The sequence below is a fragment of the Micromonospora sp. NPDC049081 genome (assembly GCF_040648835.1).
Taxonomy (GTDB): domain Bacteria; phylum Actinomycetota; class Actinomycetes; order Mycobacteriales; family Micromonosporaceae; genus Micromonospora; species Micromonospora antibiotica.
The window spans coordinates 263,909-286,166 of record NZ_JBEZEK010000006.1 but is presented as its reverse complement, the minus strand read 5'-3'; the positions used below and the strand labels follow the sequence as shown (position 1 = coordinate 286,166).

At 70.8% G+C, this 22,258-nt stretch carries 20 protein-coding genes; 11 read left to right on the top strand and 9 right to left on the bottom strand.

All coding sequences use genetic code 11. From position 1 onward, the window contains the following. Positions 1–289 precede the first annotated feature (289 nt). Positions 290–736 (bottom strand): Lrp/AsnC family transcriptional regulator, encoded by a 447-nt coding sequence (locus tag AB0B63_RS12750; protein WP_357017655.1) that lies wholly within the window; start codon positions 734–736, stop codon positions 290–292. A gap of 68 nt (positions 737–804) precedes the next feature. Between AB0B63_RS12750 and AB0B63_RS12745 the strand changes: the two genes are divergently transcribed. Beyond that, on the top strand, positions 805–1,545 hold the full coding sequence (locus AB0B63_RS12745) for a LysE family transporter (protein ID WP_357017652.1): 741 nt from the start codon (positions 805–807) through the stop codon (positions 1,543–1,545). Between the two features lie 139 nt (positions 1,546–1,684). Here AB0B63_RS12745 and AB0B63_RS12740 read toward each other — a convergent pair whose 3' ends face one another. Both AB0B63_RS12740 and AB0B63_RS12735 read right to left on the bottom strand, forming a co-directional pair. Next, entirely contained in the window at positions 1,685–2,476 is a 792-nt protein-coding gene (locus tag AB0B63_RS12740) for a GntR family transcriptional regulator (protein ID WP_208566262.1), read from the bottom strand. Between the two features lie 159 nt (positions 2,477–2,635). After that, on the bottom strand, positions 2,636–3,505 hold the full coding sequence (locus tag AB0B63_RS12735; RefSeq protein ID WP_208566261.1) for a PAC2 family protein: 870 nt from the start codon (positions 3,503–3,505) through the stop codon (positions 2,636–2,638). Positions 3,506–3,764: 259 nt separating this feature from the next. On the opposite strand from AB0B63_RS12735, the gene metH reads away from it, so the two are divergent. After that, positions 3,765–7,280 (top strand): methionine synthase, encoded by a 3,516-nt coding sequence (gene metH, locus AB0B63_RS12730; protein WP_357017648.1) that lies wholly within the window; start codon positions 3,765–3,767, stop codon positions 7,278–7,280. A 46-nt stretch (positions 7,281–7,326) separates the two neighbouring features. Here metH and AB0B63_RS12725 read toward each other — a convergent pair whose 3' ends face one another. Continuing rightward, positions 7,327–7,509, bottom strand: a complete 183-nt coding sequence (locus AB0B63_RS12725; protein WP_357017645.1) for a hypothetical protein — start codon at positions 7,507–7,509, stop codon at positions 7,327–7,329. A 631-nt stretch (positions 7,510–8,140) separates the two neighbouring features. Between AB0B63_RS12725 and istA the strand changes: the two genes are divergently transcribed. From istA to AB0B63_RS12705, 4 genes are read left to right on the top strand one after another with little or no spacing between them, the layout of a single operon-like run. Next, positions 8,141–9,568 carry an IS21 family transposase gene (istA, locus tag AB0B63_RS12720; RefSeq protein ID WP_357017642.1) on the top strand — a complete coding sequence of 476 codons (1,428 nt, stop codon included), beginning with the start codon at positions 8,141–8,143 and terminating at the stop codon, positions 9,566–9,568. Continuing rightward, positions 9,565–10,326 carry an IS21-like element helper ATPase IstB gene (istB, locus tag AB0B63_RS12715; RefSeq protein ID WP_357017639.1) on the top strand — a complete coding sequence of 254 codons (762 nt, stop codon included), beginning with the start codon at positions 9,565–9,567 and terminating at the stop codon, positions 10,324–10,326. Before istA ends, istB begins: the two co-directional genes overlap by 4 nt. Next, positions 10,326–10,586: a hypothetical protein gene (locus AB0B63_RS12710; RefSeq protein ID WP_357017636.1), complete on the top strand. Its 261-nt coding sequence runs from the start codon at positions 10,326–10,328 to the stop codon at positions 10,584–10,586. The genes istB and AB0B63_RS12710 overlap by 1 nt, the downstream gene beginning before the upstream one ends. Then, a complete protein-coding gene (locus AB0B63_RS12705) occupies positions 10,555–10,833 on the top strand; it encodes an ankyrin repeat domain-containing protein (RefSeq protein WP_357017633.1) in 279 nt (92 codons plus the stop codon). The genes AB0B63_RS12710 and AB0B63_RS12705 overlap by 32 nt, the downstream gene beginning before the upstream one ends. 116 nt (positions 10,834–10,949) lie before the next feature. On the opposite strand, the gene AB0B63_RS12700 is transcribed toward AB0B63_RS12705, so the two are convergent. Continuing rightward, positions 10,950–11,972 carry an HNH endonuclease gene (locus tag AB0B63_RS12700; protein WP_357017629.1) on the bottom strand — a complete coding sequence of 341 codons (1,023 nt, stop codon included), beginning with the start codon at positions 11,970–11,972 and terminating at the stop codon, positions 10,950–10,952. A 699-nt stretch (positions 11,973–12,671) separates the two neighbouring features. Further along, complete coding sequence (locus AB0B63_RS12695) at positions 12,672–12,998, bottom strand: hypothetical protein (RefSeq protein WP_357017626.1); 327 nt, start codon at positions 12,996–12,998, stop codon at positions 12,672–12,674. Positions 12,999–13,487: 489 nt separating this feature from the next. Here AB0B63_RS12695 and AB0B63_RS12690 point away from each other — a divergent pair, with 489 nt between their 5' ends. Continuing rightward, positions 13,488–13,706: a flavin reductase gene (locus AB0B63_RS12690; protein ID WP_357017623.1), complete on the top strand. Its 219-nt coding sequence runs from the start codon at positions 13,488–13,490 to the stop codon at positions 13,704–13,706. A gap of 197 nt (positions 13,707–13,903) precedes the next feature. Here AB0B63_RS12690 and AB0B63_RS12685 read toward each other — a convergent pair whose 3' ends face one another. Continuing rightward, positions 13,904–14,278: a helix-turn-helix domain-containing protein gene (locus AB0B63_RS12685; protein ID WP_357017620.1), complete on the bottom strand. Its 375-nt coding sequence runs from the start codon at positions 14,276–14,278 to the stop codon at positions 13,904–13,906. A 71-nt stretch (positions 14,279–14,349) separates the two neighbouring features. Between AB0B63_RS12685 and AB0B63_RS12680 the strand changes: the two genes are divergently transcribed. Then, positions 14,350–14,760 (top strand): RidA family protein, encoded by a 411-nt coding sequence (locus AB0B63_RS12680; RefSeq protein WP_357017617.1) that lies wholly within the window; start codon positions 14,350–14,352, stop codon positions 14,758–14,760. A 189-nt stretch (positions 14,761–14,949) separates the two neighbouring features. Further along, positions 14,950–17,328 (top strand): excinuclease ABC subunit UvrA, encoded by a 2,379-nt coding sequence (locus AB0B63_RS12675; RefSeq protein ID WP_357017614.1) that lies wholly within the window; start codon positions 14,950–14,952, stop codon positions 17,326–17,328. 221 nt (positions 17,329–17,549) lie between these two features. Here the strand turns inward: AB0B63_RS12675 and AB0B63_RS12670 are convergent, their stop codons facing one another. Beyond that, entirely contained in the window at positions 17,550–18,731 is a 1,182-nt protein-coding gene (locus AB0B63_RS12670; protein WP_357017611.1) for an ROK family protein, read from the bottom strand. Positions 18,732–18,810: 79 nt separating this feature from the next. Between AB0B63_RS12670 and AB0B63_RS12665 the strand changes: the two genes are divergently transcribed. Beyond that, positions 18,811–20,148: a glycoside hydrolase family 43 protein gene (locus AB0B63_RS12665; protein WP_357017608.1), complete on the top strand. Its 1,338-nt coding sequence runs from the start codon at positions 18,811–18,813 to the stop codon at positions 20,146–20,148. Positions 20,149–20,205: 57 nt separating this feature from the next. Here AB0B63_RS12665 and AB0B63_RS12660 read toward each other — a convergent pair whose 3' ends face one another. Then, positions 20,206–21,237 (bottom strand): sigma-70 family RNA polymerase sigma factor, encoded by a 1,032-nt coding sequence (locus AB0B63_RS12660; RefSeq protein WP_357017672.1) that lies wholly within the window; start codon positions 21,235–21,237, stop codon positions 20,206–20,208. Positions 21,238–21,317: 80 nt separating this feature from the next. Between AB0B63_RS12660 and AB0B63_RS12655 the strand changes: the two genes are divergently transcribed. Then, positions 21,318–22,148 carry an alpha/beta hydrolase gene (locus tag AB0B63_RS12655; protein ID WP_357017605.1) on the top strand — a complete coding sequence of 277 codons (831 nt, stop codon included), beginning with the start codon at positions 21,318–21,320 and terminating at the stop codon, positions 22,146–22,148. Positions 22,149–22,258 lie beyond the last annotated feature (110 nt).

The window sequence follows — 22,258 nt, the reverse complement described above, 5'->3', positions numbered from 1 at the left end:
CTCGTTGGCCTCCGCCCCCTCCCACCCCCACCCCCACCCCCACCCCCACCCCCACCCCCACCCCCACCCCCACCCCCACCCCCACCCCCACCCGCCCCGACCACGACGGCACGCCCCCCGGCCGAACTCCGCGTGGCCCCGGCCGGCTCGTCGATCATGGAGTTGTGGTGGGGGTTGGGCCCCCTTATGCGACTTATGCGGGGCCCCACAACTCCATGATCGACGTACGGGGACCCGGGGGCCGGTCAGGCGTGGGTGGGTGGTTGGTTCGTCGTGCCGGGGGCGGTGTTCACCGGTTGCGGGGTTGCGGGGCGGGTTGGCGCAGCGCGACCCGCGTCTGGGTCTGCACCACGCCGCAGCTCTTCTTGAGCCGACGCAGCAACGCGTCCAGGGCGGCGGTGTCCCGTAGCCGGGCCCGCAGCAGATAGTCGTACGGCCCGGTCATGTGCACCGCGTCGACGATCTGCTCGATCGGGGCGATGGCATCGACGAACGTCTCGTAGTCGGTCCCGGCGTCGAGGCGTACGTCGATGAACACCTCCAACCCGCCGCGGAGCTCCGGCGCGTCGTGGCCGGTGACGACGGTGTACCCGAGGATGACGCCGTCGTCTTCCAGCCGGCGGACCCGGGCGGCGGTGGCGTTCGTGCTCAGGCCGACCCGTCGACCGATCTCACTGAACGAACACCTCGCATTCTCCTGGAGGATGCCGAGAATCTGCTCGTCAAGCCGGTCCACACCGACAATCGTACGTCGGCACCGCTCATTTGTCGGGCGCACCCGTCGGGGTGAACCAGACTCGGCGGATGGTTGATGGAATCGTGTTCCTGGCGGTCGCCGGGTTCGCCGCCGGGCTGGGTGTGGCGATGCCCCTGGGGGCGATCGGGGTGCTGATCGTCCGGGAGGGGATGCTGCGTGGCCACCGCAGTGGCCTGGCCGCCGCTTCCGGCGTCGCCACCGTCGACACCCTCTACTGCCTCGGCGCGCTGCTGACCGGGGCGGCGCTCGCGCCGGTGATCGCCTCGTGGGGCGACGCCCCCCGCTATCTGTCCGGGTTGGTGATCGTCGGGCTGGGCTGCCACCAACTGGTCACCCTGCGCCGCGCCCCGGCACGCCCCGCCGGTGCCGGTGCCGGTGCCGAGCGGAACGCCACCGGCGAGGCCTGGCGGAACGGCACCGGTGGAGCCCTGCGGGACCGGACCGGTGCCGAGCGGAACGGCGGCGGTGGGGAGCGTCCGGCCCGGACCGCCGCCGGACCGGTCTACGTCCGCTTCGTGCTCCTCACTGCGGTCAACCCGTTGACCCTGGTGTACTTCTTCGCCCTGGCCGGGACGGTGAACGCCGTGCCGGGCAGTTGGACGGGGCCCGGGGTGTTCGTCGTCGCTGCCGGGCTGGCCTCCCTGCTGTGGCAGACCGGCCTCGCCGCGATCGGCGCGGCCCTGGGCGCCACCGTCCCGGCACGGGTCGCCGAATTGCTCGGGGTGGTCGCCTCCCTGATCGTCGTCGCGCTCGGGGCGGCCGTGGTCGTGGTCACCGCCGTCACCTGAGGCGCGGCTGGCCCCGTGCGCCCGGTGCCGTCCCGCGAGCCGCGCCACCCCTGCCCGGCCTGCGGTACTGCCGCCCGGCCCCCGTGCGGTGCTGCCCGGCCGTGCGGGGGCCGGGACGGCGGGCGGTGCCCGGTCGGGATCAGCCGAGGACCAGGCCGGGGTCGGGGTCGGGGTCCGGCGCGGGGGCGGGGATCTGGTACTCCTCGGTGAGCGTGGTCATCGGGCCGGGCCAGGTGGCCTGGGCGACCTCGATCGGCTTGCGGTGGGCGTCGTAGGCGACGTGCAGCAGGTGCAGCACGGGCGTGTCGGGGCGGATCTGGAGGGTCTCCGCCTCCTCCCGGCTGGGCTGGCGGGCGCTGATGGTGTCGGCGGCGGTGGTGTACCGCCGGCCGGTCGCCTCTTCGGCCTCCTGGTAGAGCGGTCGACCGAACGCCTCGGCCCGTTCCAGGGAGGTGCCGGCGGTGTCCTTCGGCAGGAACCAGGACGCGCCCACCTCCACCGGGGACTCGTCGGTGCGTACCAGGTGCCGGCGGCAGAGCAGTTCGGTGCCGTCGGGGACCCCGAACGCGTCGGCGACCTCGGGCGGGGCGGGTGCCCGACCGACGGAGACGAGCTGCTGGCGGTACCGGGCGGCGAGGTCGGCGTGGTAGCCCCGGAAGCCGCCGTACCGGCCCCGGGAGAGCCGGTTGAGTCGCCGCCGGGTGCCCCGCACGTACGTACCGGAGCCGGGTTTGGTGATCAGGATGCCCTCGACCCGCAGCTGGTCGATGGCGCGCTGCACGGTCTGCTTCGCGACCCCGAACAGCTCGGCGATGGCCGGGATGGACGGCAGCCGCTCGCCCGGCCCCCAGTCGCCCCGGCGCACCTGGGCCTTGAGCTGCGCGGCGATCTGTCGGTGCGGGAACTCGGCGGTCCCCGGGTTGATCTGCACGCCCGCCTCCTCCTGATAGCTAGGTTCCTAGGATGCCCTAGAGAGCGTGACGACGCCACCCCGGACACGCCGAAAGGCCCCGGACGCCACGACGCCCGGGGCCTTTCGAAGACGACTGCCAGAAACCCGAAAGACGACTACCAGGAATGCGAGGAACGACTACCAGGAGCCGGCGGTGGGGCCGGCGGAACCACCCCGGCGGCGCAGGTATTTCTCGAACTCCTGGGCGATCTCGTCACCGGTCAACGGCGTGATGCCCGCGTCACCGACCCGTTCCTCCAGCTCGCGGACGTACTCACCCAGCTCGGCGTCCTGCTCGGCGGCGCTGCGGACCCGCTGCTCCCACTCGGCGGCCTCCTCGGCCAGGTCGGCCATCGGGACCGGCAGGTCGAGCACCTCCTCCACCCGGTGCAGCAGGGCGAGGGTGGCCTTCGGGCAGGGCGGGTTGTTGGCGTAGTGCGGCACGTGCACCCAGAACGACACCGCGTCGACCTCGGCCCGGGTGCAGGCATCCTGGAGCACCCCGACGATGCCGGTGGGCCCGTCGTAGCGGGTGGGGGTGAGCTGGTAGCGCTGGGCGGCCTGGGCGTCGGAGGCGCTGCCGCTGATCGGCAACGGCCGGGTGTACGGCACGTCGGCCAGCAACGCGCCCAACAGCACCACCCGCTCGACCTCCAGGCTGTGGCAGATCTCCAGCACCTGTTCGCAGAAGGTGCGCCACCGCATGCTCGGCTCGATGCCCCGGATCAGCACCACGTCGCGTTCGGTGCCCTCGGGGCTGGCCACCACGAACTTGGTGGTGGGCCACTCCACCCGGCGGGTCTCGCCGTCGGACATCGTGATCGTCGGCCGACTGACCTGGAAGTCGTAGAACTCCTCCGGGTCGATCTCGGTGATCTGCCGGGCCTGCCAGACCTGCTCCAGGTGTTCCACGGCGGCGGTGGAGGCGTCCGCGGCGTCGTTCCACCCCTCGAAGGCGGCGATCGCCACCGGGGACCGCAGCACCGGCAGCCCGTCGAACTCGGTCACGCCGTCACCTCGCCCCGCTCGTCGCCGACGGTGCCGGGGGTCGACCCGGTCACCCGCCCGCCGTGCACGGTGGCGTCCCTGTTGTCCTTCACGTCCGCCAGCCTACGTCCCGGCGCGGCGCGTGGCCCGTCGGCCGCGCCGGTCCGCCGACCCACCCCGCCCCCGAACCGGTACGAACCGACCCGATGAGCGGATGGACACATAGTGGGACGGGGCCGGGCGTCGACAATCGTCGGGATCCTCGCACTAACCTGAACCTGTGCGGACTTCGTTGCGGGATGTGCTGGCCGACCGGATCCTCATCGCCGATGGCGCGATGGGGACGATGCTCCAGGCGGCTGACCTGAGCCTCGACGACTTCGAGGGGCTGGAGGGTTGCAACGAGATCCTCAACGTGACCCGACCCGACGTGGTGCGCGGTGTGCACGAGGAATACCTGGCGGCCGGCGCGGACTGTGTCGAGACGAACACGTTCGGTGCCAACCTCGCCAACCTCGCCGAGTACGACATCCCGGAGCGCATCCGGGAGCTGTCGGAGGCCGGCGCACGGATCGCCCGGGAGGCCGCCGACGCGTACACCACGGCCGAGCGGCCCCGGTTCGTGCTCGGCTCGATCGGCCCCGGCACCAAGCTGCCCACCCTCGGCCACGCCCCCTACGCGACGCTGCGGGACGCCTACCAGGAGAACGCCGCCGGGCTTATCGCCGGCGGGTCGGACGCGTTGATCATCGAGACCTGCCAGGACCTGTTGCAGGTCAAGGCGGCCGTGGTCGGGTCCAAGCGGGCGATGGCCGAGCTGGGCCAGCAGGTGCCGATCATCTGTCACGTCGCGGTGGAGACCACCGGCACGATGCTGGTGGGCAGCGAGATCGGGGCGGCGCTGGCGGCCATCGAGCCGCTCGGGGTGGACCTGATCGGGCTGAACTGCTCGACCGGCCCGGCCGAGATGGGCGAGCACCTGCGCTACCTGTCGCAGCACTCCCGGATCCCGCTGTCGGTGATGCCGAACGCCGGCCTGCCGGTGCTGACCGCCGACGGGGCGTACTTCCCGCTGAGCCCGGTGGAGCTGGCCGACGCCCTGGAGCGGTTCGTCGGCGAGTACGGCGTCGGGCTGATCGGCGGCTGCTGCGGCACCACCCCGGAGCACATCCGGGCGCTGGCCGAGCGGTTGCACGGCGCCACCCCGGCCGCCCGCGAGCCCCGGCACGAGCCGGGTGTCTCGTCGATCTACCACCCGGTGCCGTTCGCCCAGGACGCCTCGGTGCTGATGGTGGGGGAGCGGACCAACGCCAACGGCTCCAAGGCGTTCCGTGAGTCGATGCTCGCCGCCGACTGGCAGGCGTGCGTCGAGGTGGCCCGCAGCCAGGCCCGCGACGGCTCGCACCTGCTCGACCTGTGCGTCGACTACGTCGGCCGCGACGGCACCCAGGACATGCGGGAGCTGGCCGGCCGGTTCGCCACCGCGTCCACCCTGCCGATCATGCTGGACTCCACCGAGCCGCAGGTCATCGAAGCCGGGCTGGAGATGCTCGGTGGGCGCTGCGTGGTCAACTCGGTCAACTTCGAGGACGGCGACGGCCCCGACTCCCGCTACGCCCGGGTGATGCCGGTGATCGCCGAGCACGGCGCGGCCGTGGTGGCGCTGCTCATCGACGAGGAGGGGCAGGCCCGTACCCGGGAGTGGAAGGTCCGGGTCGCGGCCCGGCTGATCGACGACCTGACCGGCCGGTGGGGGATGGACCGGGGGGACATCCTCATCGACGCGCTGACCTTCCCGATCGCCACCGGCCAGGAGGAGACCCGCCGCGACGGCATCGAGACCATCGAGGCGATCCGGGAGATCGCCGCCCGCTACCCGGGGGTCAACTTCACCCTGGGCATCTCCAACGTGTCGTTCGGGCTCAACCCGGCCGCCCGGCAGGTGCTCAACTCGGTGTTCCTGCACGAGTGCGTGCAGGCGGGTCTGACCTCGGCGATCGTGCACGCCAGCAAGATCCTGCCGATGTCCAAGATCCCCGAGGCGCAGCGGGAGGTCGCCCTCGACCTGATCTACGACCGGCGGCGCGAGGGCTACGACCCGGTGCAGCGGTTCATCCAGGCGTTCGAGGGTGTCGACGCGGCCTCGGCGCGGGCCACCCGGGCCGAGGAGCTGGCCGGGTTGCCGCTGGACGAGCGGCTCAAGCGGCGGATCATCGACGGCGAGCGCAACGGCCTGGAGGCCGACCTGGACACCGCGATGGCGCAGGGGCGCAGCCCGCTGTCCATCATCAACGACATCCTGCTGGACGGGATGAAGGTCGTCGGTGAGCTGTTCGGCTCCGGGCAGATGCAGCTGCCGTTCGTGCTCCAGTCCGCCGAGGTGATGAAGACGGCGGTGGCCTACCTGGAGCCGCACATGGAGGCGGTCGAGGACGGCGGCAAGGGTCGGATCGTGCTGGCCACCGTGCGCGGCGACGTGCACGACATCGGCAAGAACCTGGTCGACATCATCCTGTCCAACAACGGCTACGAGGTCGTCAACATCGGCATCAAGCAGCCGATCGCCGCGATCCTCGACGCCGCCGAGGAGCACCGCGCCGACGCGATCGGGATGTCCGGGCTGCTGGTCAAGAGCACCGTCATCATGAAGGAGAACCTCGCCGAGATGGCCTCGCGCGGGGTGGCCGAGCGGTGGCCGGTGCTGCTGGGCGGGGCGGCGCTGACCCGCGCGTACGTCGAGGACGACCTGCGGGCGATGTTCCCCGGCCAGGTGCACTACGCGCGGGACGCCTTCGAGGGGTTGGCCCTGATGGACCGGGTGATGACCGCCAAGCGCGGTGGCGCACCCGTGATCGACCCGGAGCGGGAGGCCGCGTTGGCGGCCCGGCGGGCCCGCCGGGAGAAGCAGCGCACCATGGTCACCGAGGTGCTGCCGGAGCTGGACGACGCCTCGGTCCGCTCCGACGTGGCGACCGACGTGGCCGTGCCCACCCCGCCGTTCTTCGGCACCCGGGTGGTCAAGGGGGTGCCGCTGGCCGACTACGCCTCCCTGCTGGACGAGCGGGCCACCTTCCTCGGCCAGTGGGGGCTGCGCGGGTCACGGGGCGGCCAGGGCCCGTCGTACGAGGAGTTGGTGGAGACCGAGGGGCGGCCCCGGCTGCGGTACTGGCTGGACCGGCTCATCGCCGACCAGGTGCTGGAGGCGGCCGTGGTGTACGGCTACTTCCCGGCGTACTCCGAGGGCAACGACCTGGTGATCCTGGACGAGAACGGCAACAGCGAGCGGGCCCGGTTCTCGTTCCCCCGGCAGCGGCAGGAACGCCGGCTCTGCCTGGCCGACTTCTTCTGCCCGAGGGGTGACGGGCTCGACGTGGTGGCGTTGCAGTTGGTCACCGTCGGCCAGCCGATCAGCGAGTACACCGCGAAGATGTTCGCCGCCAACGAGTACCGCGACTACCTGGAGGTGCACGGGTTGTCCGTGCAGCTCACCGAGGCGCTCGCCGAGTACTGGCACCGGCGTATCCGCTCCGAGCTGACCCTGCCGGGCGGCGGCACGGTCGCCACCGGCGACCCGACCGACCTGGCCGGGCTCCTGCGCAACGACTACCGGGGTTGCCGGTACGCGTTCGGCTACCCGGCCTGCCCCGATCTGGAGGACCGGGCCAAGATCGTGGAGCTGCTCGGGGCGGAGCGGATCGGCGTGCAGCTGTCGGAGGAGTTCCAGCTGGTGCCGGAGCAGGCCACCGACGCGATCGTGGTGCACCACCCGGAGGCCAACTACTTCAACGCCAAGTGACGCCGTCACCCTGCTTGAGCTGCGCGAACACCGTTCCAGCACCCGGCTAGGCCGTCGCCAGGCCGTCGGGGGTCGTGGGGCCGTGCCCGAAGGCGGTGTCGATCGCCCGGCGGGTGCGGTCCTCGCTGGTCGGCACGAGGTGGGTGTAGACCCGCAGGGTGAAGCCGGGGTCGGCGTGGCCGAGGTACAGCGGCAGCGCCTTGCCGGCACCGAAGGGCAACTGATGCATTCATCCAGGCGGCACACGTCGATCAGGCCACGGTGGCGCAGCCCGGTCCCGGGGCAGTCCGGCTGCTCGCACCCTTATCACCGGCAGGTTCACGATGGTCTGCCTAGCGATCAAAACACTTTCCAAGCCGAGGGTGGCTTCGTCAGCTTTTGCCCTCCATCAGGCTGCGAGCAGCCCTACGGCGGCGATGAGGAAGTCGCAGACAGATCCCGCGCAGAGCACCGGGCCGAAGCCGGCGAAGGTCCGAATTCCAGGGGGTCGATTGTAGGTGGACCACCCGCGATCGGTGCCGTCAGGAGGCGTCCCAAGGCTCAGTCTGACTGTAGGCCGGAGTGTATGAGGGCCTAGGTTGACCGGGTGACCCCGACTCACCACGCCGTAGAGATGGAAGACCTTCCCCGACTGCGGCAGCTTCTAGACGGTGGAGCTGCCGTCGAGGATCCCGACGAGCAGGGTATGGCCCTGCTACATCACGCCGTGGACATAGAGGGGGATGGTGTCGGGGTACGGCCTGGAGTGCAGAGCTAGGTACAGCTGATCTTGCAGAGGTGCGCACTGTTTGTCCGTCGTCAGCGGGTGGCTGAGGGTGAGGCTGCTCGGGTCGTGATCGGACCGGCGTGGGGCGGCTGCGGTGGGGGCGTTGGATGAGCAGCGGTGGCTGGATGTTCGCCGGTTCCGGGCGTTGCACGAGGCTGGTGCGAGTGTCTCGGAGATCGCTCGTGAGACGGGCCTGAACTGGCGGACGGTGAAGAAGTACCTGGCTGCTGGTGGCGGCGAGGTGGCGCCGCCGGTGCGGGCGCGGCCGGCTCGTGGGCAGTTAATCGACGTGTTCGCGCATGTAGTCGATGCGTGGTTGCGGGCGGAGTTGCTGCTCAAGGGCACGGTGATCCATGAGCGTCTTGTCGAGCAGTACGGGTTCACCGGCAACTACCAGCGGGTGAAGCTGTATTTGCAGCAGGCCCGGCCGCGGATCGCTGCGGAGTTGGGGATCAGCCCGGATCAGCTGGCGGGGCTGCATCGCCGGTTCGAGGTTGTTCCGGGTGCGCAGGCGCAGGTGGACTGGGGCGACGAGGGCGGCATCCTCGCCCACGTCGGGATCCCGAAGGTGTACTCGTTCCACATGGTTTTGTCGTACTCGCGGGATCCGTTCTGCTGTTTCACCACCAGCCAGGACCTGGCCGCGTTCTGGGAGTGTCACCGGCGGGCGTTCGGCCACTTCGGCGGGGTCCCGGGGGTGATCGTCTACGACCGGACCAAGACCGTGGTCCGCCGGCACGTCGCCCCGGGTCAGGCGGTGCCGCTGCACCCGGAAGCGGTTGCGTTCGCCGGGCACTACGACTTCGACATCGATGTGCTGGCCGCCTACCGTCCGACCGGCAAGGGGCGGGTTGAACGGCAGGTCACCATCGTCCGTGATCATGTCCTGGCCGGACGGGCGTTCTCCTCGCTGACCGAACTCGATGCCACGTTCGTGGCGTGGGTGCCGCAGCGGCGGGCCGTGCGGCATCGCACCCACGGCGAGATCATCGGCGTGCGGGCGGTCCGCGACCACGCCGCGCTGCGACCGATCCCGGCCAGGGCGTATGTGGTCGCCGACCGGCATCTGCGGCACGTCGGCAAGGACTGCCTGATCGCCTATGCCGGCAACCTCTACTCCGTGCCGGCCCGCCGGGTCCGCCACCGCCAACTCGTGGAGGTCCGGGCGACCGCCGCCACGATCACCATCCACGCCACCGTTCCCGGTCTGGACGGCACCACGCTGCTGGCCACGCACCAGCGGGCCGTGGGCCGCGGCGCCCGCGTCGTCGACGAGAGCCACTGGGACGGTCTGCCCGACGGACACACCCGTGCAGTCACCACCGGCGACCCCGACGGCGGACAGCCGACCACACGCCGACCGGCCCGCCACGACAGCAGTCAGGGACCGCTGCAAGCCCTGCTCAACCGGGCCGCCGCCGCCCAGATCGCCGTCGAGGCCCGCCCACTGTCGGTATATGAGCAGATCGCTGCGGCCAGCCCGTTCACCCACCGCCCACACCTGAAGGACGTCTCGACGTGAGTGAGTTGGTCACCAACCGCATCCACACCAGCGCCACCAAACTCGGCCTGCCTCACCTGGCCAAGACGCTGCAGGAGCTCACCGGTCGGGCCGACACCGAGGCCATGGGCTACCTGGAGTTCCTCGACCTCGTCCTGGAAGAGGAACTCGCCGTCCGCGACGAACGCCGCTTCCGCGCCGGGCTGCGTCTGTCGAAACTGCCGCACCACAAGACCCTCGACGACTACGACTTCAGCTTCCAGCCCGACCTGGACCCCCGCAAGGTCCGTGACCTCGCGACCCTCGCGTTCGTGCAGGCCAAAGCCAACGTCGCGTTCCTCGGCCCGCCCGGCGTCGGCAAGACCCACATCGCGGTGTCCCTCGCGGTCGCCGCCTGCCGAGCCGGGTTCACCGTCTACTTCACCACCCTCGACGACATGGTCCGCCACCTCACCGCCGCCGACGCGATCGGCCGGCTGGCCCGCAAGCTGCAGACCTACCTACGCCCCACCGTCCTGGTCATCGACGAAGTGGGCTACCAACCCCTCGAACGACCCGAGGCCAACCTCGTCTTCCAAGTGATCTCGAAACGCTACGAGAAGGGCTCCACCCTGCTGACCTCGAACAAGGGCTTCGGCGAATGGGGCCAGGTCTTCGGCGACGAGGTCCTGGCCACCGCCATCCTCGACCGGCTCCTGCACCACTGCGACGTCGTCCCCATCAACGGCCCCAGCTACCGACTCAAGAACCGCCTCACCGCCATCGACAACGTCGCCTGATGCCCACCCCGGCCACCCTGAACGACCCCGCGACCACCAGCGACACCCACCACAGCGACCTGCTGCAGCTTCTGCTCCAGATCTGCGAGGACTTCCTCGCCAACACCGGGCCGGCGACCCGTCACGAGGTCGACACCCTCCTACGCACCCACGGCATCACCGGCGGACCCGGATGGCTCATCGACATGCTCGGCCTCACCCGCCTACGCCTACAAAACGCAACCCACCGTGACGAACAAGGCGCCCAACACGACGCATGACCTCTGCAAGATCAGCCGTACTTACCTCTGCACTCCAACGAGTACCCCGACAGATGGTGCCCTTCAGTCCGGAGGGCCGTTGCATGTGGATGTCACAGCCCTGTTGTTGGCCCGGGGCGCAGATCCTAACGCCGTCGATCGTGAAGGCCGCACGCCGTTGGACTATGCACGCGCCAATGGGCACTGGCTTGCGGTGGAGCTGCTGACGGCTTGGAGCCGCGGCCTGGGTGCCGGCCGGCCCGGGTGACTAATTGGCTGACGCCGGGTGCGGTCAGCAGTGGACGACCATGGACCTCGGTGGACGGTTGACGCTGCTAGACGCAGGCCGCCCCACGTCAGCGTGCCGTGTGGGTTGCCTGGGGGTCAAGGGGCGGACGCTGCAGACGGCCGCCTGACCGCCAGGAGCTCGATCAGCTGTTCGAGGGTCAGCCACGGGCGAAACCGGTGGATCATTCGATGGCAATTCGAGCAAAGGAGGACGAAGTCGCTGACTCTGGTGGTCGTAGCACCGGACTCTGAAAGCGGCACCTTGTGGTGACACTCGATGTAGTCCTCGCCGCGGGGCCCGTAGGTGACGGCGAAGTTGAAGCCGCAGGCTTCGCAGGCGATGTGGCCGTGTTTGCTCTTGTAGGCCTTGACAGCCTTGTTGCGGATACCGCGGTCTCGCTCGCGTCGTAGGTGTAGCTGCTCCAGCAGGCCGCCCTCCGATGCGCTTGCATCATCTAGGTCGGGATCGGTCGGATCCGCGATCCATGTCCCGTCCTCGGGGCCGGCAAGGATCGCGGCTCTGAGTGCTATGGCTTGACGGTGCATCTCCTCAGGGTTGGCGAGGAACTCGGCTAGGATTTCGCGGTCCAGTTTGTTGCCCCGGGTAGGCGTGCCGCGGAAGTCGGGATGGCGGGTGGCAATGTCGGAAGTCTTGCGGCCGACGCTGTTGGGATTGCGGAACGTCTCCATGCGCTCGTCGACCGGGTGCACCCAGTACCGCCGTAGGAGGTCAGACAGCTCGATGACCTCGGGATACTCGGCTCGGAGCTCATGCCAGTTGTTGGCGTAGACCAGGTCGCAGGCGAGGATGATTTCATCGCGGGTCCAGTAGGGGTTCTTGCGAACCTGCATGGTGAAGCCGAGCCGATCGCGCAGGTGCCGGGCGACGGAGTTCTCGCCGCCGGTGAAGTCGTCGGTGGTCCACCGACGTTGGCCGGGGACTCGGCCATGGGCGTACCCGGCGATAGCCTTCGAGTCGTAGAGATTGCCGTTGTGCTCGACGAAGTAGGACAGGGCGCGGCCGAACTTGTAAGTCTCAAGGAACCGATCGCGACCCAACTGGTCGAATTCGGCGATCGCATCGAGGACGGCTTGTCGGGTGATGTCGGTGAGCGCCATGCCGGGAGCATAGGGCGAGGCGCCAACATCAGCCGACGCCCATCCCTGCTGGGCCGCATCCAGGCCGTCGCCAGGCCGTCGCCAGGCCGTCAGAGGCGGACCACCAGTGCCCAGTGAAGACCATCAACGCCTCTTGTGTCCCTATCTGAGCGCCCGAGTTGACCTACTTCGCCGGACCGGCCAACAGCTCGGCGACAGTTAAACGCCAAGTGACGCGCGGACCGGAATCAGGGGTGACCAACTGAGTGACGTTGGACGCGGGCGAACTCCTGACGTCTGCGGACTCGGTGGACCGTGCCGGCAGCTTTAACCCTCTGCTGGCGCAGGTCATGGCGGCTGTTGGTTCCTGCGGGACGCAGACGTCGACCTTTAGGGTCAGCGCCTGGCTTCGGGTCGAGTGGCCCATGCCGCTGCGACGGCGGAGAGCATGAGGCAGGCGAATAGGCAACTCAGCGCGCCGCACAGCAACATGACCCCAGCCCCGATGCCTTCCATGACATCAGCGTAGGCGCTCAGCCGGCCGTGTCCGCAGCGTGCCCGATGCAGCGGTCGACGCCAGTCAGGTTCGGTGGCCTCGACTGGCCGAACGGACACTTTCCGCCTGACGCTGCGGGGCGTCACCTGTCATCCGCTGTGCGGATCAGTCCGCTTGCCAAGCCTGCGCTCTCAGCTTCCCAGCTGACGGTGCTCGTCCGCTCGCTAGCGCTCCTCCAGGTAGCGGCGAACAAGCCGTCTGACGATGGCCTCGCCGACGACAGCGGGCAGGTAGCTGGCTTCCTCGTGCGATTCTCTGTTTTCCCACTCGGGAAGGTCTGCCGGGTCGTCACCTCCGATGCCCAACGACACGTCACTATGCCGGGCGCGGAAGTGGAACCGCTCGCCGTTGGGCAGAGATCCTTCTATCTGCACCGGAGCTGCAGAACAAGTCACCTGTGCCTCCCAGCCTTCGGTCTGCAGGGTGGCGACGACCTGGAGCCAAGATGCTACGTGCTGCTGGTGCTTCCGCCGTCGTTGAGCCTCATCCATGTGGTCATGGTCCCGGATCTACCTCAACCTCCACCCAGGGTGGTGAGCAGCCCGCGACGATCGCAACGGATAGTCACGGACTGCAGAGGATGGTGTAGGAATGCCCTCGTAGCTCAACATTCGTCTCATGTCAGCTCACAAGACCGGGTCGGTTGTCTGGGTGGCAAGGAGTCAGGCCATGGCGCGTCGACGTCGTGCCGCGTCGAAAGGCGTGGAGATCGGTGCAGGTCTAACTGGGAGGTCATTCAGCGACGAAGACCCCGACGCCCGGCAGGGTTTCGGTCATCCCCAATGGGTGAACCGATGAGACGCGTCTCGTACGACGGGTATGTCGCGGCGGTGGCGTTGACCCTCGCCCGCCGGCACCGGCCGGCCTGGTCCTGGCGGCGTTGGGCGGTGGATCTGCCGCTGCGGCGCTGACCTGCCCTGCCGCAGCCGGCACCGCATCCCGATCAACCGTGGTCACTGGCCCGATCAGGACGATCCCCGGTGACGAACCATCAACCGGTCCCGCCGGCCTGGACCTGTGGCGGCTGCGGCACCGACTGGCCCTGTGGGCCGGCTCGCCGGCAGCTACTGGCCGAGTACCGGGACGCCCGGGTGGCCCTCGCGCTCTACCTGGCTACCCAGCTCGTCACCGCCGGCCGGGACCTTGCCGTGCTTCCCGCCGGCCGGCTGCACCACCGCTTCCTCGGCTGGACCCGATGAGCATCCTGCGACGCGGAGTACCACTACAGCGACGGTTCGCACCGGTGGGTCCCGCCGGACCCGGACTACGGCCAGGAGGTGTGGAACGAGGAGGTCCGCCAGCACAAGCACGGCCATCTCAGGAACGAGTACCCGAAGGTACGCCTCCGGCGCCTCGTCTGAGCGTCACCCCGGGGAGGCGGCGCGGTCCCGCGCCGTCAGCTGGTCTCGTCGTACGACCGGCGGGCGGCCTCGATGGCGGGCAGGTGCTGTCCGGCCCAGTCGAGGAGCACGTCGACCGGGTGCCGGAGGGTCTTGCCCAGCGGGGTGATGCGGTACTCGACGGCGACCGGCCGCGACGACAGGACGTGCCGGGCGACGATGCCGTTGCGTTCGAGCCGGCGCAGGGTGGCGCTCAGTGACTTCTGGGACACGGTGGGGATGGCGTGGCGCAGCTCGTTGAACCGGGAGGGCCGTTCGCAGAGCTGGTTGAGCACCTCCATCGACCACTTGTCGAGGACCTGGTCCAGTAGTTCGCGGTGGGGTGGGGTGATCCGGAGGGCTTCCTCCGGCAGGGGTGCGGTTTCCGGCATGACACCTAGTCTCGTTGAAGTTTCTTCGGAGCACCAGGTATCCATGAGATACCAACAAGGGAGGAACTCAGATGGGTGTCCAGCTTTTCTCCGCACCGGGCATGATGCAGCCCGTTCCCTACCACCACGTCGCGGTCGCGTCGGGGTCACGCCACGTCCACGTGGCCGGTCAGATCAGCCGCGACGAGGCCGGCCGGCCGGTCGCCACCGGCGACCTGCGGGGTCAGGTCGCCCAGGCGCTGCGCAACACGGGGTACGGGCTGGGCGGTGCCGGCGCGGGCTTCGCCGACGTCGTGCGCCTGACGTTCTACGTGACGAACTGGTCGCCGGAGCGGATCGGCGACTTCATGGCCGGGGTGGAGGACGTCGCGGGAGAACTCGGCCTGCCGCAGCCGTTGCCCCCGTCGTCGCTCATCGGCGTCGACCACCTCTTCGAGCCCGACGTTCTCGTCGAGGTCGAGGCGACGGCGATCCTGGACTGACCGTCCCGGCCCGGGCAGACGGGTCGTTCACCATGTCGGCGATCCGGCGGTATCCCACCGCAGCGATCCCGCCGGATCGCCGACATCGAGTTGGTCATGTGGGCCGGCCCGGGGCGGTGGGGCGGGGCAGGGGAGGATCAGGCGGGCAGGGGGTGCGGGCCGGACCCGCCCGACGGAGGGGGAGACGCGATGACGCAGGGCCGCTCGCCGGGGTCGTACGCTGCCGACGGCCACGATCTGATCCGGGTGCAGGGCGCGCGGGTGAACAACCTGCGTGACGTCGACGTCGAGATCCCGAAGCGCCGGCTGACCGTGTTCACCGGGGTCTCGGGGTCGGGCAAGAGTTCGCTGGTGTTCGGCACGATCGCCGCCGAGTCCCAGCGGTTGATCAACGAGACCTACAGCGCCTTCGTGCAGGGGTTCATGCCGACGTTGGCCCGGCCCGAGGTGGACGTGCTCGACGGGTTGACCACGGCGATCATCGTGGACCAGGAGCGGATGGGGGCGAACGCCCGCTCCACCGTCGGCACCGCCACCGACGCCACCGCCATGCTGCGCATCCTGTTCAGCCGCCTGGGGCAGCCGCACATCGGCCCGCCCAACGCGTACTCGTTCAACGTTCCCTCGGTGCGGGCCAGCGGCGCGATCACGGTCGAGCGGGGCGCCGGCCGGACGAAGACCGAGAAGGCGACCTTCCACCGGCTCGGCGGGATGTGCCCGCGCTGCGAGGGGATGGGCGCGGTCACCGACATCGACCTGTCGGCGCTCTACGACGACAGCAGGTCACTCAACGAGGGCGCGCTGACCATCCCCGGTTACAGCATGGACGGCTGGTACGGCCGGATCTTCCGGGGCTGCGGCTACTTCGACCCGGACAAGCCGATCCGCCGGTACACGAAGACCGAGCTGCACGACCTGCTGTACCGGGAGCCCACCAGGATCAAGGTCGACGGCATCAACCTGACGTACGCCGGGCTGATCCCGCAGATCCAGAAGTCGTACCTGGCCAAAGACGTCGACACCCTGCAACCGCACATCCGGGCGTTCGTGCAGCGGGCGGTGACCTTCACGACCTGCCCCGACTGCGCCGGCACCCGCCTCGGCCCGGAGGCCCGGTCGTCGAAGATCGGCGGGAAGAACATCGCCGACGTCTGCGCCATGCAGCTCAGCGACCTCGCCGACTGGCTGCGCGGCCTCGCCGAACCCTCGGTGGCCCCGCTGCTGACCGGGCTGCAACGGCTCCTCGACTCGTTCGCGGAGATCGGCCTGGGCTACCTGTCGCTGGACCGCCCGGCGGGCACCCTGTCCGGTGGGGAGGCGCAGCGGACCAAGATGATCCGCCACCTGGGGTCCTCGCTGACCGACGTCACCTACGTCTTCGACGAGCCCACCGTCGGGCTTCACCCGCACGACATCCAGCGGATGAACGGTCTGCTGCTGCGGTTGCGGGACAAGGGCAACACGGTGCTGGTCGTGGAGCACAAGCCGGAGACCATCGCGATCGCCGACCACGTGGTCGACCTCGGCCCGGGTGCCGGCTCGGCCGGTGGCGAGGTGGTCTTCGCCGGCACCGTCGCCGGGCTGCGCGACAGCGGCACCCTGACGGGGCGGCACCTCGACGACCGGGCCGCCGTGAAGCCGACGGTGCGCACCCCGTCGGGCGTGCTCCCGGTACGCGGCGCGGACACCCACAACCTGCGCGACGTCGACGTCGACATCCCGCTGGGCGTGCTGGTGGTGGTCACCGGGGTGGCCGGGTCGGGCAAGAGTTCCCTGATCCACGGCTCGGTGGCGGGGCGTGACGGGGTGGTCGTGGTCGACCAGGGGGCGATCCGTGGGTCGCGGCGCAGCAACCCGGCGACGTACACCGGTCTGCTCGACCCGGTCCGTAAGGCGTTCGCGAAGGCCAACGGGGTGAAACCGGCGCTGTTCAGCGCCAACTCCGAAGGAGCCTGTCCCGGCTGCAACGGCGGCGGGGTCATCTACACCGACCTGGCGATGATGGCCGGGGTCGCCACGGTCTGCGAGGAGTGCGAGGGTCGCCGCTTCCAGGCCGCCGTGCTGGAGTACCGCCTCGGCGGTCGGGACATCAGCGAGGTGCTCGCGATGTCGGTGACCGAGGCGGCGGAGTTCTTCGGTGCGGGCGAGGCACGTATCCCCGCGGCGAGCGCCGTCCTCGGCCGGCTCGTCGACGTGGGGCTCGGCTACCTGCGCCTGGGTCAACCGCTCACCACCCTGTCCGGCGGCGAGCGGCAGCGGCTCAAGCTGGCCACCCGGATGGCCGAGGCCGGCGGGGTGTACGTCCTGGACGAGCCGACCTCCGGGCTGCACCTCGCCGACGTGGCGCAGCTGCTCGGCCTGCTCGACCGGCTGGTCGACGGCGGCACCTCGGTCATCGTCGTGGAGCACCACCAGGCGGTGATGGCGCACGCCGACTGGATCATCGACCTCGGTCCCGGCGCGGGCCACGACGGCGGGCGGGTCGTCTTCGAGGGCACCCCCGCCGACCTGGTCGCCGCCCGCTCCACCCTGACCGGCGAACACCTCGCGGCCTACGTCGCCCGCTGACGCCGCCCTGCCCCCGCCGGAACCACCCCCGGCCGGCTCGCCCTGCGCCCGCCGGGCCGCGTGACCGGGGCCTGCCGGGCCGGGTCGCGGGGACGGTCCGGCGGGGCGGGCGGGGCGCGGACCCGACGGTGCCGGGGGCGGCGGGGAGCAGCCGCCTCCGGCACCGGGGGCGTCAGCAGCATCGACGGACCTGGTCGACGCCGCGACGCCGGTGCGGCGGGCTACCGTCCCCTGGTGAGGAAGCCCTCCAGGGCGAGGGTCGCCGCGCCGAGGCTGACCGGGTTGCCGGCGACGGGGGAGCGGACGATCTCGGTGGCGGCGAGCGGGCGACGCAGCGCGTGCTGGGCGACGACGGTGCGGACCTCGTCGCGCAGCCGGTCGCCGAGCCGGTCGGCGACCCAGCTGCTGAGCACGACGACCTCCGGGTTGATCAGGTTGACCAGGTCGGCGACGGCGACGCCGAGGTAGCGGGCGGTCTCGGCGACCACCTTGGCGGCGGTGGGATCGTCGGCGGCCAGTGCGGCGGCGAGGACGTCGAGGGTGGCGGTCTGGTCCTCGGGGTGCAGCAGTGGGCTGGTCGGAGCCAGGTCGCGCAGGGTCTGCATGATGCCGGGCGCACCGACGTACGCCTCCACGCAGCCCCGGCTGCCACACCGGCACAGCCTCCCGTCGAGGACCAGGGTGGTGTGCCCCCACTCGCCGGCGCTGTTGCTGCCACCCCGGTAGAGGGTGCCGCCGAAGGCGAGGCCCGCGCCGACGCCGGTGCCCAGGTTGATCACGGCGACGTCGTCGCGGCCCCGGGCGGCCCCGGCCCACAGCTCGGCGAGCACCGCCGCGCGCAGCGGGTTGTCCAGGTGCAGCGGCAGTGCCAGGCCGTCGGCGAGCAGGTCCCGCAGCGGTACGTCGTGCCAGTCCCAGTTCGGTGCGAACACCGACACGCCGCCCTCCCGGTCGACCTGCCCGGGGACGCTGACGCCGACGCCGAGCACCCGGGCGTCGGTGCCGGCCAGGACGGCGTCGACACCGCTGACGATGTGCCGGACCACCTGGTGGGGGCGGCGTTCCAGCGGGTGCAGCGGCTCCTCGGCCCCGGCCAGCCGGGTCAGCGTGGTGTCGAAGAGGTCGACGTGCACGTACGTCTCGGCGACGTCGACACCGACGAGCAGTCCGCCGTGCGGGTCGGCGGTGACCAGGCCACGGGGCCGGCCGCCACCGGAGTCCTCCCGGCCGGCTTCGGTGAGCAGCCCGAGGGCGGTGAGTTCGCCGACCAGGGTGGCGACGGTGCCGAGGCTGAGGCCGGTGTCGGCGGCGAGGCGTTGCCGGCTGGTGGTGCCGGCGGCGACGACCTGCTGCACGACGGTGAGGCGGTTGGCGGAGCGGATGTCGCGGGAGGTCCGGGCCATGGCTTATCGCAACACTTACGAAAACCCTTGGCAATAGTGCAGGATGACAGCTGTCGATTCATAGGGAAGAGGTGCGTCGATGGGACGTCTCCGGTACGCCGCTCTGGCGGCGGTGCTCTGCATGCTCGGTGGCCTGCTGGTCGCCGCACCCGCGCGGGCCAACGCCGCCGGGCCGGTCCCGCACTACCTGATGACCGCGTTCACCAACAGCAGCGAATCCAACATGTACGTCTACGACTCGGCCGACGCCACCCGGTTCACCCTCCAGCGGGCCAACGCCTACACCCCGCCGTCCGGGCTGGTCCGCGACCCCAGCGTCATCCGGCACACCGACGGCTACTACTACCTCGTCTACACCACCGGCTGGACCGGCAACACCATCGGCATCGCCCGCAGTAGCGACTACCTGACCTGGACGTTCCAGCGCAACGTCACCATCTCCGTCGCGCCGGCCAACGGCAGCACCTGGGCCCCGGAGTGGTTCGTCGACAGCGACGGCAGCGTGCACATCGTCGTGTCCGTGTCGCAGACCGGCACGGCCGGGCAGTTCCAGCCGTACCGGATCACCGCGACGAACGCGGCGCTGTCGGCGTGGAGCGCCCCGGCGGCACTCGCCGGCATCGGCACCAACCACATCGACAGCTTCATCGTCAAGGTCGGCAACACCTACCACAACTTCATGAAGAACGAGACCACCAAGTACATCGAGCACGCGACCGCCCCCGCGCTGACCGGCCCGTGGAGCTGGGTCGGCACCGGCAACTGGGCCGGTTGGGGCTCCGGCCTGGAAGGCCCCGCCCTGGTCCGGCTGCCCGACAACCGGTGGCGCATCTACTTCGACCAGTACGGCGCCGGCCGCTACTACTCCGCCGACAGCAGCGACCTGTACGGCTTCACCGGCAAGACCGAACTGGCCGGGCTGTCCGGCACGGTGCGCCACTTCACCGTGCTGCGGGAGAGCGTCGGGGACAACTCCGCCCCGCCCACCGGCAACCGCTCGCTGCGCTCGGCGAACTTCCCCGACCGCTACGTCCGCCACCGCGACAACGTCGCCCGCATCGACGTGCTGGGCAGCGGCAGCCCGCTCGCCGACCGGCAGGACGCCACCTTCCAGATCGTCCCCGGGCTGGCCAACGCGTCCTGCTACTCGTTCCGCGCGGTCAACGGCTCCTACCTGCGGCACTGGGACTTCACGATGCGGCTCGCCGGTAACGACGGCAGCGCCGTCTTCGCCGGGGACGCCACCTTCTGCAGCCGCACCGGGCTGGCCGGGGGCGGCAGCTACTCGTTCGAGTCGTGGAACCACCCCGGCCGCTACCTGCGCCACTACGACTACGTGCTGCGGGTCGACCCGTACGCCGCCGGCAGCACCTTCGCCGGGGACGCCTCGTACACCCTCACCACGCCGCTGGCCTGAGCCCTGGCGCGGGGCCGGCCGGTGGGCGCAGCCACGTCCACCGGCCGGCCCCGGCCGTCAGCGGGTGGCCGGTAGGCCGAACGCCGGGAACAGGGTGTCGTCGAGGAACGAGACGAGCTGGGCGATCCGGCCGTCGCGCACCGTCAGCACCGTGATCGACCACGGCAGGTAGGGGCCGGTGTCGCCCGGGCGCAGATAGTTGGCCACCGCCGGTTGCCCGTTGGCCGCCACCGACACGTGTCGCCAGCTGCCACAACTGCCCAACGGCATGGTCCGGGCGAAGTCCAGCACCGCGTCGCGGCCGGCGTACCAGTGCGGCAGCGGTGGCATCGACCAGGTGACGTCCTCGGTGAGCAGGGCGACCAGGGCGTCGGCGTCGCCGTTCTCCAAAGCGGCGGCGTAGCCGGCGGCGACCTCCCGCAGCCGGGCGTCGCCGAGCGTGCGGAGGGTCCGCTGCTGGCTGCGGGCCGGCACCCGCTCGGCGACGACCCGGCGGGCCCGCGCCAACGCCGAGTTGACCGAACCGGCGGAGGTGCCCATCATGGCGGCGATCTCGGCGGCGGTGAAGCCGAGCACGTCGAACAGCAGCAACGCGGCGCGCTGGTTGCCGGGCAGGTGTTGCAGCGCGGCGACGAACGCCAACTCGACGGCCTCCCGCTGCTCGTAGCGGGCGTCGGGGGCGGCCGGGCCGGCGACCAGGGCAGCGTCGGGATACGGGCCGAGCCACCGGACGTGGTCGGCGGCGACGCTGCCCGGCACGGCGTGTTCGCTGGCCGGCCCCAGGTCGACCGGCAACGCCCGACGGCCCCGCCCGGTGGACAGGTCCAGGCAGGTGCGGGTGGCCACGGTGTAGAGCCAGGTCCGCAGCGAACTGCGCCCCTCGAACCGGGGCAGCGCCCGCCAGGCCCGCAGCAGCGCCTCCTGCAACGCGTCGTCGGCGTCGTGCGGGGAACCGAGCATCCGGTAGCAGTGCGCGTGCAGTTCCGGCCGCAGCGGCGCGACGAGCGTGGTGAACGCGGCGTCGTCCCCGCCCCGGGCCCGGGTCAGCGTCGCCTCATGGTCGTCGGCCGTGATGTCGGCGAGAATCATGCTCACGACCGACGATTCTGCCCCACGCCGGGAGTCTGCACCGTGTAAGAGCCGCACGTCACGACCCGGAGGACCCGATCATGAGCAGTCCCACCACCATCCCGGTGACCACCGCCACCCTGGCCGTCCCCGACGGGACCCTGCACTTCGAGGTACGCGGCCAGGGCCCCCTGGTGGCGCTGGTCGCCGCCCCGATGGACGCCCGGGCGTTCGCCCCGCTGGCCGACCTGCTGGCCGCCGACCACACCGTGCTCACCACCGACCCGCGCGGCATCCGCCGCAGTCGGCTGCACGACCCGGAGCAGGACTCCACGCCCGAACTACGCGCCGACGACCTGGCCCGGCTGCTGGCCCACCTCGACGCCGGTCCGGCGGCGGTGCTCGGCTCCAGCGGCGGCGCGGTCACCGTGCTGGCGCTCGCCCACGCCCACCCGCAGGCGGCGCACACCGTGATCGCCCACGAACCGCCGCTGCTGCTCCTACTCGACGACCGGGAGGAACTCCTCGCCCGGGAGGACGACATGGTCGCCACCTACCGGCGCGGGGACCGGCTGGGCGCATGGCGGAAGTTCCTCGCCAACGCCAACATCGCCATGCCGGAGGAGATGATCCAGGGCATGTTCGGCCGCGACCCCGACCCGCAGGACGCCGCCGACGAGCGCTACCAGTACCTGCACACGCTGCAAGGCACGACCCGCTACCAGCCGGACGTCGCCGCGCTGCGCGACGGACCCACCCGGGTGCTGGTCGGCCTCGGCGAGGAGTCGGCCGGGGAACTGTGCGACCGTAGTTCCCGGGCGTTGGCCGCCGCCCTGGGGGTGCCACCCACGATGTTCCCCGGTGGGCACATCGGCTTCACCGACGACCCCGCGGGCTTCGCCGCCCGGCTGCGCGAGGTGATCGCCTCGTGACGGTGGGGCGTCCGTGGGTCGACGGGCGGCCGGGGTGACCCGCGTGCCGTAGGACCGGCCGGGGCGGCGGCGACCGATGCACGACAGTCGCGCGGGCGGTGGGCGTCGCG

What these genes read in the sequence shown, in the direction of transcription:
- AB0B63_RS12745 (WP_357017652.1), top strand. Translation starts at nt 805, where the DNA reads ATGGTTGATGGAATCGTGTTCCTGGCGGTCGCCGGGTTCGCCGCCGGG.
- AB0B63_RS12725 (WP_357017645.1), bottom strand. Translation starts at nt 7,509, where the DNA reads ATGCATCAGTTGCCCTTCGGTGCCGGCAAGGCGCTGCCGCTGTACCTC.
- AB0B63_RS12710 (WP_357017636.1), top strand. Translation starts at nt 10,326, where the DNA reads ATGCCCACCCCGGCCACCCTGAACGACCCCGCGACCACCAGCGACACC.
- AB0B63_RS12700 (WP_357017629.1), bottom strand. Translation starts at nt 11,972, where the DNA reads ATGGCGCTCACCGACATCACCCGACAAGCCGTCCTCGATGCGATCGCC.
- AB0B63_RS12695 (WP_357017626.1), bottom strand. Translation starts at nt 12,998, where the DNA reads ATGGATGAGGCTCAACGACGGCGGAAGCACCAGCAGCACGTAGCATCT.
- AB0B63_RS12685 (WP_357017620.1), bottom strand. Translation starts at nt 14,278, where the DNA reads ATGCCGGAAACCGCACCCCTGCCGGAGGAAGCCCTCCGGATCACCCCA.
- AB0B63_RS12680 (WP_357017617.1), top strand. Translation starts at nt 14,350, where the DNA reads ATGGGTGTCCAGCTTTTCTCCGCACCGGGCATGATGCAGCCCGTTCCC.
- AB0B63_RS12675 (WP_357017614.1), top strand. Translation starts at nt 14,950, where the DNA reads ATGACGCAGGGCCGCTCGCCGGGGTCGTACGCTGCCGACGGCCACGAT.
- AB0B63_RS12670 (WP_357017611.1), bottom strand. Translation starts at nt 18,731, where the DNA reads ATGGCCCGGACCTCCCGCGACATCCGCTCCGCCAACCGCCTCACCGTC.
- AB0B63_RS12665 (WP_357017608.1), top strand. Translation starts at nt 18,811, where the DNA reads ATGGGACGTCTCCGGTACGCCGCTCTGGCGGCGGTGCTCTGCATGCTC.
- AB0B63_RS12660 (WP_357017672.1), bottom strand. Translation starts at nt 21,237, where the DNA reads ATGATTCTCGCCGACATCACGGCCGACGACCATGAGGCGACGCTGACC.
- AB0B63_RS12655 (WP_357017605.1), top strand. Translation starts at nt 21,318, where the DNA reads ATGAGCAGTCCCACCACCATCCCGGTGACCACCGCCACCCTGGCCGTC.